This window comes from Novosphingobium anseongense (assembly GCF_037482895.1).
GTDB classification, from domain to species: Bacteria; Pseudomonadota; Alphaproteobacteria; order Sphingomonadales; family Sphingomonadaceae; genus Novosphingobium; species Novosphingobium anseongense.
Genome location: NZ_JBBHJZ010000004.1, coordinates 261,661 through 276,218 on the forward strand (window position 1 = coordinate 261,661; position 14,558 = coordinate 276,218).

A 14,558-nucleotide genomic window follows, 5' to 3' on the forward strand; every position below is an offset into this window, starting at 1 on the left:
TAGACGTATGAGCGATACCGACAACAAACCGACTCTGGGCCGCAAGCCGCTTGGGCTGAAGCGCTCGGTCGAAGCGGGCGAGGTCAAGCAGACCTTTAGCCACGGCCGCACCAACAAGGTCGTGGTCGAGGTGAAGCGCCGCAAGCTGATCGGGAAGCCCGGTACGCCCGAGGCCGCGCCGGCCGAGCCCGTAGCCGCGCCGCCCCCGCCGCCGCCGGTCCAGCAGCAGGCCCCGCAGCCCGCACCGCGGCCGACCAACGTCGCGCCGACCGGCGAGACGCGCCAGGAGCTCCAGGCACGCCTGCTGCGCGAGGCCGAGGAAGCTCGCATGGCTTCGCTCGAGGCGGCCAGCCGCCGCGAGGAAGACGAGCGCCAGCGTGCTGCCGAGGAAGAGCGTCGCCGCGCCGAGGCCAACCAGACCAAGGTCGCCGCGCCGGTCGTAGAGAGCACGCCCGCTCCCGAAGTCGCTGCCGCTGCCGCTGCCGAGGCGCCCGCCGCGCCCGAGGTCCAGGCACAGGCCCCGGCCGAGCCCGCCGCGGAAGCACCTGCCGTTGCCGCATCCGACGCCGAGGAACGCCCCGCCACCCAGGCCGCGCCCGCGCCGCGCCGCTTTACCCCCGTCGCAGCGCCCAAGCGTCCCGAGCCCGCAGTCAAGAAGCCCGCGCACGCCCGCGACAAGACCGGTGCCGGTGACCGCCGTCAGTCGGGCAAGCTCACCGTCACGCGTGCGCTCAACGAGGACGAGGGCGCGCGCGCGCGTTCGCTCGCCGCGCTCAAGCGCGCGCGTGAGAAGGAAAAGCGTGCCCATTATGCGGGCAAGTCGCAGCCGCGCGAGAAGCAGGTCCGCGATGTCGTCGTACCCGAGGCGATCACCGTCCAGGAACTCGCCAACCGCATGGCCGAGAAGGGCGCCGACCTCGTGAAGGCGCTGTTCAAGATGGGCGTCATGGTCACCGTCAACCAGACGATCGACCAGGATACCGCGGAACTGCTCGTCGAGGAGTTCGGCCACAACATCACGCTCGTGTCCGAAAGCGACGTCGACATCGACCATTCGGCCGACGTCGATGCCGAGGAGACTCTGCAGACGCGTCCGCCGGTGGTTACGATCATGGGTCACGTCGATCACGGCAAGACCAGCCTGCTCGACGCGCTGCGCGGCACCGACGTGGTGCGCGGCGAAGCCGGCGGCATCACGCAGCACATCGGCGCCTACCAGATCAAGACCAAGGGCGGCGATCTGATCACCTTCCTCGACACCCCGGGCCACGAGGCCTTCACCGAGATGCGCATGCGCGGTGCCAATGTCACCGACATCGTCATCCTGGTGGTCGCGGGTGACGACGGGCTGATGCCGCAGACGATCGAGGCGATCAACCACACCAAGGCTGCCGGCGTGCCGATGATCGTGGCGATCACCAAGGCCGACAAGCCCGAGTACAAGTCGCAGAAGATCCGTGAACGTCTGCTCGAGCACGAGATCGTCGTCGAACAGATGTCGGGCGACGTCCAGGACGTCGAGGTTTCGGCCAAGACCGGCGCTGGGCTCGACGAACTGATCGAGAAGATCCTGCTTCAGGCCGAGCTGCTCGAGCTGCGCGCCAACCCCGATCGTTCGGCCGAAGCCACCGTGGTGGAGGCCAAGCTCGACAAGGGCAAGGGCCCGCTGGCGACCGTGCTGATCAACCGCGGCACGCTCAAGGTTGGCGACATTTTCGTCGTCGGCACCCAGTCGGGCCGCGTCCGCGCGATGCACGACGACAAGGGCCGCCAGATCAAGAGCGCGCCGCCCTCGCTGCCGGTCGAGGTCCTTGGCCTTGGCGGCGTGCCGATGTCCGGCGATACGCTGACCGTCGTCGAGAACGAAGCGCGCGCCCGCGAAGTCGCGAGCTACCGTCAGGAGCAGGCCACCGCCAAGCGCACGACCGCGGCCCCGGCGAGCCTCGAGAACATGTTCTCGGCGCTCAAGGACAAGCAGACCGTGCTCGAGTACCCGATCGTCGTCAAAGCCGACGTCCAGGGTTCGACCGAGGCGATCGTCAATGCGCTCAATAAGATCTCGAACGACGAGATCAAGGTGCGCGTGCTGCATTCGGGCGTCGGTGCGATCACCGAGAGCGACGTGTCGCTGGCGCAGGCTGCCGGTGCACCGGTGGTGGGCTTCAACGTCCGTCCAAACGCCAAGGCGCGCGAGATGGTTGAGCGCTTCAAGGTGCCGATGAAGTATTTCGACGTGATCTATCAGCTCACCGAGGAAGTCGCCAAGGAGATGGCGGGCATCTGGGGACCGGAGCGCATCGAAACCGTGGTCGGCCGCGCCGAGATCAAGGAGATCTTCCCGGCGGGCAAGAAGGACAAGGCGGCGGGTCTGCTCGTCACCGACGGCTATATCCGCAAGGGCCTCTACGCCCGCGTTACCCGCGACGACGTCATCGTCTCGAAGACGACGATCGCCTCGCTGCGACGCTTCAAGGACGACGTGGCCGAAGTCCGCGCCGGTCTGGAATGCGGCGTGGTCCTTCAGGACACGAACGACATCAAGCCGGGCGACGTGCTCGAGACCTTCGACGTCGAGATGCGCGAACGGACGCTGTAATTGGCGCAAAGCAGATGGCGTAAATCTAAGCTTCCCACCAAGTCGGTCGCCAGGCCGACGTGGTGGGAACCGAATGAGCGCTATGTTGACAGTGTTCGTAACGGCGGATGGCTGTCCGGCGTGATCGTCGGCATCTCGCCCATCATCCTGCTGGGTTAAAATCGTGCCTCGCTACATTGCGCTGTTCGACAGTATTCGTGTCGGAGCCAAACGCCTGACCATGGCGGAGTTGCGTGCGGCCTTGGAGGCCGAGGGCTTCTCGAATGTCGAGACCGTCGTTGCCGGCGGCAACCTGCTGGTCGATCATGACGAGCGACCCGACGAAGGGCTCGAGGAAAAGCTCGGCCTGATGCTGCGCCATCGCTTCGGTATGCAAGGCGTGGCCCTTGTCCGCTCGCGCGCCTCGCTGGCCGCGGCGATCGACGGCAATCCGTTCGCGGCAGAGGGCGAGGAGGACTTCATTCACACGCTCTTCCTCGATGGTTCGGTCGATCCCGAGGCCTTTGCGCGGCTCGAGTCCGGGCGGCAGGGTGTCGAAAGGCTGGCGATGGGTGACCGGGCTCTCCATATCGACTATGTCTCCGGCGGCGCTGAGGGCAAGCAGGTGGCAGCATTCGTCGAACGGCGGCTCGGTCGCCGTGGAACCGCACGCAGCCTGCGGTCGATGAAACGTATGCTGGCCAAGATGGACGCAGTTTGAAGACGAAGGTTTGAACAGGATGGCTCGCACCACTACCAATCCCGAAACGCGCAATGTTCGGCTGCTCAAGGTCGGCGAGCAGGTGCGCCACGTCGTCTCCGATCTGCTCATGCGGCAGGAGGTGCACGACGACGTGCTCTCGGCCCATGCCGTCAGCATCACCGAAGTGCGCATGTCGGCAGATCTGCGTCATGCCTCGGTCTATGCCAAGCCGCTGCTCGGCGCCGACGAGGAGATCGTGATCAAGGCGCTGCGCACCCACACCGCCTTCTTCCAGCGCGAGGTCGCGCAGCGGCTCAAGCTCAAGTATGCGGCGAAAATCAAGTTCCTGTCCGACGAGAGCTTCGATGAGGCCAGCCGCATCGATGCTTTGCTCTCCGATCCGCGCGTGGCGCGCGATCTCGCTGCGGGCGAGGGCGAAGACTAAGGCGTGGCCAAGCTCTATTTCTACTATGCCAGCATGAATGCTGGCAAATCGTCGACCTTGCTCCAGGCCAATTTCAACTACCGCGAACGCGGCATGGCGACGATGCTGTGGACCGCGGCTTTCGACGATCGCGGTGGTGAAGCGGCGATCGCCAGCCGTATCGGCCTCGCCGCCGACGCCCATCGCTACGAGCCGACCACGGACCTTTGGGCGCGCATCACCGCCGCTCATGCTGTGCAGCCGCTCGCCTGCGTGTTCGTCGACGAGGCGCAGTGGCTTTCGGTCGCGCAGGTCTGGCAACTCGCGCGACTGGCCGACGAGGCGAATATTCCGGTGCTGTGCTACGGTCTGCGTACCGATTTCCGGGGTGAGCTGTTTCCGGGCTCGGGCGCGCTGCTCGGTATCGCCGATGCGCTGATCGAGCTCAAGGCGGTTTGCCATTGCGGCCGCAAGGCGACGATGAACCTGCGTGTGGACGAGGATGGCGCCGCCGTGCGCGAAGGCGCGCAGATCGAGGTCGGCGGCAACGACCGCTATGTCGCGTTGTGCCGCAGGCATTTCGGCGAAGCATTGGGACGCAACAGCGCATGATCGAGACCGTGATTCAGGCGGCGGCGCTGATCGTGCCGCTGATCGTCGCCATCGTCTTCCACGAGGTCGCGCATGGCTGGGTGGCGCGCGCGCTTGGCGATCCGACCGCGGCCGAGATGAACCGCCTCAGCCTCAACCCGATCCGCCATGTCGATCCGATCGGCACGATCGTGCTCCCGGGCTTTCTCGCGCTGGTGAAGGCGCCGGTGATCGGCTGGGCCAAGCCGGTCCCGGTCAACAAGTGGCGGCTGCGCAATCCGCGCTATGGCATGATGATCGTCGCGGCGGCGGGGCCGGCGACGAACTTCGTGCTCGCGGCGATGGGCGCGGTGCTGCTCGGGCTGCTCGTGCGATCCTATGGCCGCGCCACGTCCGAATTCATCGTGACCAACCTGATCAACTTCCTGCAGATCAACGTCTTCCTGGCGCTGTTCAACCTGCTGCCGTTGCCGCCGTTCGACGGTTCACACATCGTCGAAGGACTGCTGCCCCCCGCCGCGGCGGAGAAGTTCGAAAGGCTGCGGCCCTACGGCTTCGGGCTGATCATCCTGCTGCTGATCGTGCTGCCCTCGCTGGTGCCGAGCCTTTCGATCGTCGAGAGCTTCGTGGTACCGCCGGTGCAGTGGGCGGTCGGGCACTACCTCGGCCTGGCCGAGGCCGTCGCGCATCTGTGATTTTTATCCGGGTTTAATATTGACATTAATACCCGGATTAAATTATCGGCGCGGGCAGGAGGATTCTATCATGCCCGTTACCGCTTTCGTCGAGAATGCCTTGTTCGCGCGCGGTGCGCCTGAGGAGGTCGCCCAGCGCCTGCGCGGGCTCGCACCGGCTGCGCGCTCGTCGGACGTGCTCGTGTTCGATGACGAGAGCGGCAAGCAGGTCGATCTACCCGTCGAAGCCGCGCCCGAGGCACCGCGCGGACGAGGGCGGCCTTCGCTCGGCGTCGCGGCGCGCGAGGTGACGCTGCTGCCGCGGCATTGGGAATGGCTGTCTGGCCAGCCCGGCGGTGCCTCGGCGACCCTGCGCCGGCTCATCGAGGATGCGCGCAAGCGTGGCCGTTCGGAACGCGATTGCCTCGACGCGGCCTATCGCTTCCTCACGGTCATGGCCGGCGACCTGTCGGGCTACGAGGAAGCGATCCGCGCGCTCTATGCCGGCGATCGCGCGCGGTTCGAAGCGCTCGCCGCCGCCTGGCCTCAGGCGGTGCGCGACCACGGCCTGACGCTTGCCTGGCCGGAGATCGCCTGATGCCGCACGGCTGGATCATTCTCGACAAGCCGCTCGAACTCGGCTCGACCCAGGCGGTGGCGGCGGTCAAGCGCAACCTGCGCCAAGCGGGGCTCGGCAAGGTCAAGGTCGGCCACGGCGGCACGCTCGATCCGCTGGCGACGGGCGTCCTGCCGATCGCGTTGGGCGAGGCGACCAAGCTTGCCGGGCGGATGCTCGACGCGAGCAAGGTCTATGCCTTCACCGTACGCTTCGGCGCCGAGACCGACACACTCGATCTCGAGGGCAAGGTGATCGCGGAGAGCGAGCATCGTCCCGCGCCGGCCGAACTGGAGGCGGTGCTGCCGCGCTTCACCGGGCCGATCGAGCAGGTGCCGCCGGCCTATTCGGCGCTGATGGTCGACGGCGAGCGCGCCTACGATCTGGCGCGCAAGGGTGAGGTGGTGGAGCTAAAGTCGCGCCATGTGACGATCCACGAGTTGCGCCTCGTCGCGGCGGACGAGCAGGAGGCGACGCTCGAAGCCCACGTCTCCAAGGGCACCTACATCCGCAGCCTGGCGCGCGACATCGCGCGGGCGCTCGGCACGGTCGGCCACGTCACGATGCTGCGCCGGCTACGCGCCGGGCCGTTCGATCTTTCGCAGGCGATTTCGCTGGACAAATTGAACGCAATCGGTAACGGCGCCCCCCTTGAGAACGTGATCTTGCCGCTGGAGGCAGGGCTGGTCGACATCCCGGCTCTAGACCTCGGCTCGGAACAGGCAAGCATGGTCCGCCAGGGCCGGGTTCTGTCCGAGCTGGCTTTTGACGATGGGCTCTACTGGGCGCGGATCGGGGATCGACCCCTGGCGCTGGTGGAGCTTTCGGGCGGCGACGCCCGCGTGGTCAGAGGCTTCAACCTTCCCGATGTCGCGGAGTGAATGATAATGTCGGTTACCGCTGAAAAGAAGCAGGAAATCATCGAGTCCAACGCCCGTGGCAAGGGTGACACGGGTTCGCCGGAAGTCCAGGTCGCGATCCTCACCAGCCGGATCATCACGCTGACCGAGCACTTCAAGGCTCACCACAAGGACAACCACTCGCGCCGTGGTCTGCTGATGATGGTCAACAAGCGCCGTTCGCTGCTGGACTATCTAAAGAAGAAGGACGTCGAGCGTTACAACGCTCTCATCCAGAAGCTTGGCCTGCGCAAGTAAACGAGTTTCGAAGCGGCCCCGAGTGGGCCGCTTCTTGTATCAGCCCCGTGCGCAATTCGGCGGCGAGGGCGGGACCGGGGCCAGGAGCGCCCCAACCGGACCGGGACGGTACACCCGGCAGCAAACCCCGCAGGCAATAGGGCAGGCGGGTTGAAGGAAAATACATGTTCGACACGAAAACCGTATCGGTGGAGTGGGGCGGAAAGACCCTCACTCTGGAAACCGGCCGCATTGCCCGTCAGGCTGACGGCGCGGTCCTCGCCACTTATGGCGAAACCGTCGTTCTTTGCGCCGTCACGGCCGCCAAGAGCGTCAAGGAAGGCCAGGACTTCTTCCCCCTGACCGTCCACTACCAGGAAAAGTTCTTCGCGGCCGGCCGCATCCCCGGTGGCTTCTTCAAGCGCGAACGCGGCGCCACCGAAAAGGAGACGCTGGTCTCCCGCCTGATCGACCGTCCGGTCCGTCCGCTGTTCCCCGAAGGTTTCTACAACGAAATCAACGTCATCGCCCAGGTCCTGAGCTATGACGGCGAAGTCGAGCCCGATATCCTGGCGATGATCGCCGCTTCGGCCGCTCTGACCATTTCGGGCGTGCCCTTCATGGGCCCGATCGGCGCCGCGCGCGTCGGTTACGTCGATGGCGCCTACACGCTGAACCCCAAGCAGGACGTCGCTGCCGCTGGCGATCTCGACCTCGTGGTCGCGGCCACCGGCAATGCCGTGATGATGGTCGAATCGCAGGCGCGCGAGCTGCCCGAGGACATCATGCTCGGCGCCGTGCTGTTCGCGCACGACGAGATCAAGAAGGTGGTCAACCTGATCATCGATCTTGCCGAAAAGGCGGCCAAGGAGCCCTGGGACGTCGCGGTCACCGACAATTCGGCGATCAAGGAAAAGCTCAAGGGCATCGTCGGCAAGGACATCGCCGCGGCCTACAAGCTGACCGACAAGTCCGAGCGGTCGAACGCGCTCAACGCCGTGCGCGCCAAGGCCAAGGAAGCCTTCGCGAGCGAGGACGGCCAGACCCAGATGGCGGCCGGCAAGGTCGTCAAGAAGCTGGAAGGCGAAATCGTTCGCGGCGCCATCATCAAGGGTGAGAAGCGCATCGACGGCCGCACCAAGGATCAGGTCCGCCCGATCGAGGCCATCGTCGGCCTGCTGCCGCGTACCCACGGTTCGTCGCTGTTCACACGCGGCGAAACCCAGGCGATCTGCACCACCACCTTGGGCACCAAGGACGCCGAGCAGATGATCGACGGGCTGGAGGGTCTCTCCTACTCGAACTTCATGCTGCACTATAACTTCCCGCCCTATTCGGTCGGCGAAGTTGGTCGTTTCGGTGCGCCGTCGCGTCGCGACACCGGCCACGGCAAGCTCGCCTGGCGCGCGCTGCAGGCGGTTCTGCCGACCAAGGAAGAGTTCCCCTACACGATCCGCGTGGTGTCCGACATCACCGAGTCGAACGGTTCGTCGTCGATGGCGACGGTCTGCGGTGGCGCTCTGGCCATGATGGACGCGGGCGTTCCGCTCAAGCGTCCGGTCTCGGGCATCGCCATGGGTCTGATCCTCGAAGGCGACAAGTTCACCGTGCTGTCCGACATCCTGGGTGACGAAGATCACCTCGGCGACATGGACTTCAAGGTGGCCGGCACGTCCGAGGGCATCACCACGATGCAGATGGACATCAAGGTCGCGGGCATCACGCGCGAGATATTCGAAGCCGCTCTGAACCAGGCCAAGGACGGTCGCGCCCACATCCTGGGCGAGATGACCAAGGCCCTGGGCACCGCGCGCACCGAGCTTTCGGCGCACGCACCGCGCATCGAGACGCTGCAGATCGACAAGTCGAAGATCCGCGAAGTCATCGGTACGGGCGGCAAGGTGATCCGCGAGATCGTCGCCGAGACCGGCGCCAAGGTCGACATCGACGACGAGGGCCTGATCAAGATCAGCTCGTCGGACCTCAACCAGATCGAGGCCGCGCGCGCGTGGATCCTGGGCATCGTGGAAGAGGCCGAAGTCGGCAAGGTCTACAACGGCAAGGTCGTCAACATCGTCGACTTCGGCGCCTTCGTGAACTTCATGGGTGGCAAGGACGGTCTCGTCCACGTCTCCGAAATGAAGAACGAGCGTGTCGAGAAGCCGACCGACGTCGTCAAGGAAGGCCAGGAGGTCAAGGTCAAGGTCCTCGAGATCGACCAGCGCGGCAAGGTTCGCCTGTCGATGCGCGTCGTCGACCAGGAGACCGGCGAAGAGCTGGAGGACACGCGTCCTGCCCGCGAACCGCGCGAGCCGCGCGGCGATCGCCCGGACCGTGGCGGTGGTGACCGTCGTGGCCCGCGCAGCGGTGGCGGCGGCCGTGATGGCGGTCGTGACCGTGGTCCGCGTCGCGAAGGCGGCGGTGATCGCGGCCCGCGTCGCGACAGCGGCGACAACGGTGGCGGTGACCCGGGTCACATGCCGGCGTTCCTCAAGGACGACTGAGTCCTTCGAGAGCCAGAAAACAAGAAGGGGGTCGCGGCAACGCGGCCCCCTTTTTCTTTGGGTGCTTTATGATCCTCCCCTGCAAGGGGAGGTGGCAGGCCGCAGGCCTGACGGAGGGGTGTCCCCGTCTCGGAAAGGGCGACACCCCTCCACCACCCGCTGCGCGGGCGGTCCCCCTCCCCTTGCAGGGGAGGACCACAAGAGACCAAACCTTGAACCGGCGCCACCGCGCACAGATATCCCCTAGGTGTACGTTTCCGCATCTCCCCGTGCGCGCGTGATGTCGGCGCTGGCTTCGGGCGCCGTCGTGACTTTCGTGATCTATGCGCTGGTCATGGGCTTGGCCTTCAACGTGGTCACCCACGGCCGCGAGGCACTGGTCTCGGTCTTCTCCGACCAGTCGCCGCCTCCGCCCCCCAAGCCCGAGCCCAAGCGCGAGGAGCGCCGCAACGAGCGGCCTGCGGCGAAGGACGAGGCGAGTCCGCGTAATCTGAAAAACGAGGCGACCCCGGTCGTCGCGCCGCCCGTGGTGCCGCTGATCGTGCCGCCGCCGATCGTGGCCGCCACGCAGGCGGGAACCGGCCAGGCACCGCAGACCGGCGCGTCCGACCGGCTGGGACCAGGGCGAGGGGCGGGTGGTTTCGGCAACGGCACGGGTGGGGGCGGCCAGGGCGGCGATGGCGGCGGCGGCGTGCCCGCGGTCGGCCCGCGTCAGATCCGCGGCAAGCTTTCGTTCAATGACCTGCCCGACGGCCTTCTGAGGCCCGGCAGCGAAGCGAGCGTCGGTGTGCGCTACGTGGTCGAGGTCGATGGCCATGTCAGCAATTGCCGCGCCACCGAATCCAGCGGCTATTCGCAGGTCGACTGGACCGCCTGCCGCCTGATCGAGCAGCGCTTCCGCTTCAAGCCCGCGCGCGACCGCGAAGGCAATCCCGTGCGCGCGGCGATCGTCGAGACGCATAGCTGGTATATTCGGGAAGAGGATTGATTCCTCTCCGATCCCGCATTGCCATTCCCGCGCCCCCGCAACGTCACCCCTGCGAAAGCGGAGACCGCTGGCTGTCTCGTTCTGCCATCTCGGCGTAAACCGCCGGCGGTCTCCGCTTTCGCGGGGATGACGGGGGCTTTTGCACTTGCGCGCCCGCGCCCCCGCTGGAATTCTCCCCGCTACAACCCAGGGAGAATACCGAAATGCGCCGCATCGCTTGGCTGGCAGGCACCTTGCTCGGCGCGCTCGCGCTACCCCAGGCTGCGGGCGCCAGCGGCGATTTCGGTTGTGACCCGGCCTGGCGGCTGTTCAATCGCGAATTCAACCGCTGCTCGAACACGGCTCTGCTCTCGCCAGGCAACGACACGCGGGTCAATCTGCTGTTCCTCGTCCGTGATCGCCAAGCGGCGCCGGCGACGCGCTTCGCTTATCCGGGCGAGAATCTGGCTGAGCCCGGCCTCGGTCACAATTTCTTCTCCTGGCGCATGCTGCGCGGGGCCTTCTATCCGCAGGCCGAGGCGGAAGATCCCGAGGCACCCTATGGTTCACGCTGCATCAGCTTGGCTTCGGGCACCAAGGCCTTCACCGCGGCAATGCAGGCCAATCGCGGCCTGCCCGCGGGCGAGCGCGACAAGCTTGCCGCCGCGCGTGGCACGGTCGCGAAGACCTGTGGCGAGGCCAGCGCCGGCTCGCTCGTCGCGCCCGCGGACATCGCCTCGGCGCCGGGGCGCGAGTACCTCGGCTATCTCCAGGCAGCGGATGCCTTCTATGCCGAGCAGTGGGACGCCGCGCGCGACGGCTTCACCCGACTACGCGCATCAAAGGATTCCTGGCTCGCCGAGACCGCGGCCTACATGGTCGCGCGGACCGAGCTCAACGCCGCGCAGAACGCCGCCTTCGACGAATATGGCTCGTTCGACGCGGGCAAGGTCGACAAGGCCGCGGTCGGCCGCGCGCGCGGCGGCTTCACCGATTACCTCAAGCGCTATGCCCAGGGACGTTATGCCGCTTCGGCGAGCGGGCTCGTGCGGCGGACCCTGTGGCTCGGCGGGGATGCCGTGGGGCTGGCGCGCGAGTACGAACGCTTGCTCGCGGCGACCTCGCCCACAACGGCGGCCGCCGCGGACCTGGTCCAGGAGGTCGACAACAAGCTGCTGACCAATGAGGGGGGCAGGGCGATCGACGGGCCGCTGCTGCTCGCCACGGTCGATCTGATGATGATGCGCGAGCCCTATGATAATGGCCCGCAGCCGATCGCGCTCGCGCAGATCGTCGCGCAGGAAAAGAGCTTCGCGGGCCGTGCCGACCTCTACGGTTATGTCCTCGCGAGCCATGCTTTCTACGTCGAGAAGAACCCGGCCAAGGTGCTCCAGCTGCTGCCTGACGACGCGCGCCAGCCGGCCTATGCGCCGCTGGCCTTCAGCCGCCAGGTGCTGCGCGGCATGGCCCTGGCGGCGAAGGCCGATCGCAACGAGGCCGGCTTCTGGCGCGAGTTGCTCGGCGGCGCCAACGGGCCATATCAGCGCCCGATAGTCGAACTCGCGCTGGCGATGAACCTCGAGCGCAGCGGCCGCCTGGCGGATGTTTTCGCGCCCATGTCTCCAATCGGCGAAACCGCCATCCGCGAGATCCTCCTGCAGAACGTCGCCGGGGCCGACCTGCTGCGCTCGCAGGCGCGCGACGCCAAGCGCCCCGTGCACGAGCGTGACCTGGCGCTGTTCACCCTGCTCCACAAGCAACTCGCTTATGGCAATTATGCCGGTTTCGTCAGTGACAGCGCAATGCTCGGCGCCTCGGCGAGCAACGAAGGAGGACTGTGGGACCTGCTCGTGCAGGACCGCGTGCCTGCGGGCCTGTTCCGCAAGGCGACCTGGTCTGACGGCTATGCCTGCCCGGCGCTGTCGGCCACTGCCGCTACCCTTACCCAGGACCCGCGCGACGTGAAGGCGCGGCTGTGCCTCGGCGACTTCTACCGGCTCAACGGCTTTGACGATTTCGGGGTCTTCGCCGACGACGCGATGCGCCCCAAGCGGGACGAGCTCGGCGGCACGCCGACGCTGTTCGCGGGCAAGCCCACGCCCCGCGGCGACTTCTACGCGCAGATTATCGCCGATCCGAAGGCCGGCGGCGAGGACAAGGCCTATGCGCTGTTCCGCGCGATCAACTGCTATGCACCGAGCGGCAGTAACGCCTGTGGCAATGCCGACGTGCCCGAGAGCCAACGCCGCACGTGGTTCCAGCGCCTGAAGAAGGACCACGGGGCGAGCCCCTGGGCGCAGAAGCTGCGCTACTACTGGTGAGGCGGTTCTGGGCCGCGTTGCTCGGCGCGGCCTTGGTTGCGGGATGCGGTTCGCGGGAGCCTGAGCGGGTCGACCCGGCTGACCACGATGCGGTGTTCCTCTGGGCCGGCGTACCCTCGTCCGCGGTGCCGAAACGCGCACGGACGGTTTATCTGCTCGCCGGCGAGGTGCGTGCCGACGACCCTGGTCGGCTCGTGTCGCTGCGGCCCGGTACGCCCAAGGGCAGCGGCATGTCGCTGTGGTACACGGTCCGGGTGGAGCGGCTCGATTGGGAAGAGGGAGTCTATGCCCGCGTTCTTGCCGATCTCGCGCGCTGGCGTGAGGCCGGGAACGCGATCGAGGGGCTGCAGATCGACTTCGACGCCGAAACCCGAGGTCTCGCGGACTACGCGCGTTTCCTCGAAGGGCTGCGCCGGAGACTGCCCCGAGACTATGATCTGTCGATCACCGGCCTGATGGACTGGAGCGCGCAAGGCCATCCCGCCGCGCTGGCGCGACTGGCGGGTACGGTCGACGAAGTGGTGATCCAGACCTACCAGGGCCGCAAGACGATCCCGGGCTACGAAGCCTATATGGCTTCGCTGGCGCAACTGCCGCTGCCCTATCGCGTCGGCCTGGTCGAGAACGGCGAATGGCGCCCACCCGCAGGTCTCGCGCGCGATCCCGAATTTCGTGGTTACGTGGTGTTCCTGCTGACGCGCCCTCAGGCGCGGTAGAATCAGGCGACGGCGAGCCGCAACTGATCGTCGCGGCCGCCGCGGCGATCGGCCATGCGGACGCAGTTCTTGCCGGCCTGCTTGGCCACATAGAGCGCGGCGTCGGCCATCGGCACGACATCGGCCGGGCTGGTCGATGTCTCGGGTACCGAGGCGATGCCGAACGAGGCGCTGATCGGCACGCCGTGTGCGTCCGACAGGCCTTCGATCCGCGCGCGCAGACCTTCGGCTTTGATTTCAGCGCCTTCGAGGCTGCAGCCGGGCAGGATGACCATCAGTTCCTCGCCGCCATAGCGCGCGACGACGTCCGAGGGACGCAGGCCACCGATGAGCTGGGCCGCGACGTCGCGCAGCACTGCATCGCCCTTGGCATGGCCGTTCTGGTCGTTGAGCCGCTTGAAGTTGTCGAGATCGATCATGATGACCGAAGTCGAGCTGCCCGTCCGCTCGGCGAGGCTGACGTAGCGGTCGAGCGCGTCTTCCATGTAGCGACGGTTATAGAGCCCGGTCAGCGGATCGCGCAGCGACTGCGTGCGCAGCTTCTCACGCAGGGCGATGTTCGACAGAGCGAGCGACATCGAATCCGCCATGGCGCTGGCAAGACGACGGACGCCGTCGAGCAGTTCGCTGGCATGCTCGGCTTCGACGGCCAGCATGATCAGGCCATAGACCTGTCCGCGCGCCATCATCGGCACTTCGATCGTAGCGGCGTCGCCGATATGATGCATGCAGCACAAGGTGCGCGAAGCGGGATCGTTGACGTGCGGCTTGCCGCGCTTGAGCGCCCAGCAATTGCCCGGCAGCAGCGCTTCGCTCGGATCGAAGCCTTCCGAGGTGTTCCAGCTCTTGGCCAGATCCAAGCGATCGCGCGAATTGTTGAAGACGTAGAGCGCGCCGGCGAACTGGGGTAGCAGGCGCATGGCCGTGGCCATCAGCACGGCGCCCGCGTCGTCGTGGTCTTCCGCCGCCTGGAGCATGTCGGTCATGGCGAAAAGCTCTTCGACCTGGGCATGCGCTTCGCGCGCGGTCTCGGCCATCGCGCTGCGCTCGTCGAGTTCGTCGAGGCTCTTGCTGGCCAGGATCGTCGACAGCGCCAGGATCGTCAGGATCATGAGCAGTGCCGCGATCGTGGCGATGCGGGGGAAGCCCGTGGTCTGATAGGCAGCCACGCCGAGCGCGGCGCAGATGATCAGCTGCATGCCGATGAACGGCAGGGTCCAGCCATGGACGCCGCCTTCGGTCACCTTTTTGATCGATCCCCAAGCCATTCGGCTACCCGCGTGATGAATCCCGGGCGGGCTGTAGCAGCAAGGAAGTTAAGAATTATCCCA

13 protein-coding genes are annotated in these 14,558 nt (G+C 66.5%); 12 read left to right on the forward strand and 1 reads right to left on the reverse strand.

The genetic code is table 11. The features are described 5' to 3' along the window. The first annotated feature begins 7 nt into the window (after nucleotides 1-7). The 12 genes from infB (at nucleotide 8) to WG901_RS19285 (ending at nucleotide 13,227) form a co-directional block, all read left to right on the forward strand. Nucleotides 8-2,596: a translation initiation factor IF-2 gene (infB, locus tag WG901_RS19230; protein WP_339588732.1), complete on the forward strand. Its 2,589-nt coding sequence runs from the start codon at nucleotides 8-10 to the stop codon at nucleotides 2,594-2,596. A 163-nt stretch (nucleotides 2,597-2,759) separates the two neighbouring features. After that, on the forward strand, nucleotides 2,760-3,296 hold the full coding sequence (locus WG901_RS19235; RefSeq protein ID WP_339588733.1) for a DUF1697 domain-containing protein: 537 nt from the start codon (nucleotides 2,760-2,762) through the stop codon (nucleotides 3,294-3,296). 19 nt (nucleotides 3,297-3,315) lie between these two features. Beyond that, nucleotides 3,316-3,723 carry a 30S ribosome-binding factor RbfA gene (gene rbfA, locus WG901_RS19240; RefSeq protein WP_339588734.1) on the forward strand — a complete coding sequence of 136 codons (408 nt, stop codon included), beginning with the start codon at nucleotides 3,316-3,318 and terminating at the stop codon, nucleotides 3,721-3,723. 3 nt (nucleotides 3,724-3,726) lie between these two features. Next, a complete protein-coding gene (locus tag WG901_RS19245; protein WP_339588735.1) occupies nucleotides 3,727-4,314 on the forward strand; it encodes a thymidine kinase in 588 nt (195 codons plus the stop codon). Next, the gene (locus WG901_RS19250) at nucleotides 4,311-4,988 is read left to right on the forward strand and encodes a site-2 protease family protein (RefSeq protein WP_339588736.1); all 678 of its coding nucleotides are present in this window, start codon (nucleotides 4,311-4,313) and stop codon (nucleotides 4,986-4,988) included. Before WG901_RS19245 ends, WG901_RS19250 begins: the two co-directional genes overlap by 4 nt. Before the next feature lie 70 nt (nucleotides 4,989-5,058). Then, entirely contained in the window at nucleotides 5,059-5,565 is a 507-nt protein-coding gene (locus tag WG901_RS19255; protein ID WP_339588737.1) for a DUF2239 family protein, read from the forward strand. Further along, on the forward strand, nucleotides 5,565-6,464 hold the full coding sequence (truB, locus tag WG901_RS19260) for a tRNA pseudouridine(55) synthase TruB (RefSeq protein WP_339588738.1): 900 nt from the start codon (nucleotides 5,565-5,567) through the stop codon (nucleotides 6,462-6,464). The genes WG901_RS19255 and truB overlap by 1 nt, the downstream gene beginning before the upstream one ends. A gap of 6 nt (nucleotides 6,465-6,470) precedes the next feature. Beyond that, on the forward strand, nucleotides 6,471-6,740 hold the full coding sequence (rpsO, locus tag WG901_RS19265; RefSeq protein ID WP_339588739.1) for a 30S ribosomal protein S15: 270 nt from the start codon (nucleotides 6,471-6,473) through the stop codon (nucleotides 6,738-6,740). 164 nt (nucleotides 6,741-6,904) lie between these two features. Further along, nucleotides 6,905-9,223: a polyribonucleotide nucleotidyltransferase gene (pnp, locus tag WG901_RS19270; protein WP_339588740.1), complete on the forward strand. Its 2,319-nt coding sequence runs from the start codon at nucleotides 6,905-6,907 to the stop codon at nucleotides 9,221-9,223. Nucleotides 9,224-9,470: 247 nt separating this feature from the next. After that, a complete protein-coding gene (locus WG901_RS19275; protein WP_339588741.1) occupies nucleotides 9,471-10,211 on the forward strand; it encodes an energy transducer TonB in 741 nt (246 codons plus the stop codon). Between the two features lie 203 nt (nucleotides 10,212-10,414). Next, entirely contained in the window at nucleotides 10,415-12,511 is a 2,097-nt protein-coding gene (locus WG901_RS19280; protein ID WP_339588742.1) for a PA5441 family protein, read from the forward strand. Continuing rightward, entirely contained in the window at nucleotides 12,508-13,227 is a 720-nt protein-coding gene (locus WG901_RS19285) for a DUF3142 domain-containing protein (protein WP_339588743.1), read from the forward strand. The genes WG901_RS19280 and WG901_RS19285 overlap by 4 nt, the downstream gene beginning before the upstream one ends. Nucleotides 13,228-13,229: 2 nt before the next feature. Here the strand turns inward: WG901_RS19285 and WG901_RS19290 are convergent, their stop codons facing one another. After that, entirely contained in the window at nucleotides 13,230-14,471 is a 1,242-nt protein-coding gene (locus WG901_RS19290) for a sensor domain-containing diguanylate cyclase (RefSeq protein WP_339588744.1), read from the reverse strand. Between the last annotated feature and the right edge of the window lie 87 nt (nucleotides 14,472-14,558).

Excerpts from the sequence above, each read along its gene's own strand:
- infB (WP_339588732.1), top strand. The coding sequence starts at position 8 with ATGAGCGATACCGACAACAAACCGACTCTGGGCCGCAAGCCGCTTGGG.
- rbfA (WP_339588734.1), top strand. The coding sequence starts at position 3,316 with ATGGCTCGCACCACTACCAATCCCGAAACGCGCAATGTTCGGCTGCTC.
- WG901_RS19250 (WP_339588736.1), top strand. The coding sequence starts at position 4,311 with ATGATCGAGACCGTGATTCAGGCGGCGGCGCTGATCGTGCCGCTGATC.
- WG901_RS19255 (WP_339588737.1), top strand. The coding sequence starts at position 5,059 with ATGCCCGTTACCGCTTTCGTCGAGAATGCCTTGTTCGCGCGCGGTGCG.
- truB (WP_339588738.1), top strand. The coding sequence starts at position 5,565 with ATGCCGCACGGCTGGATCATTCTCGACAAGCCGCTCGAACTCGGCTCG.
- rpsO (WP_339588739.1), top strand. The coding sequence starts at position 6,471 with ATGTCGGTTACCGCTGAAAAGAAGCAGGAAATCATCGAGTCCAACGCC.
- pnp (WP_339588740.1), top strand. The coding sequence starts at position 6,905 with ATGTTCGACACGAAAACCGTATCGGTGGAGTGGGGCGGAAAGACCCTC.
- WG901_RS19280 (WP_339588742.1), top strand. The coding sequence starts at position 10,415 with ATGCGCCGCATCGCTTGGCTGGCAGGCACCTTGCTCGGCGCGCTCGCG.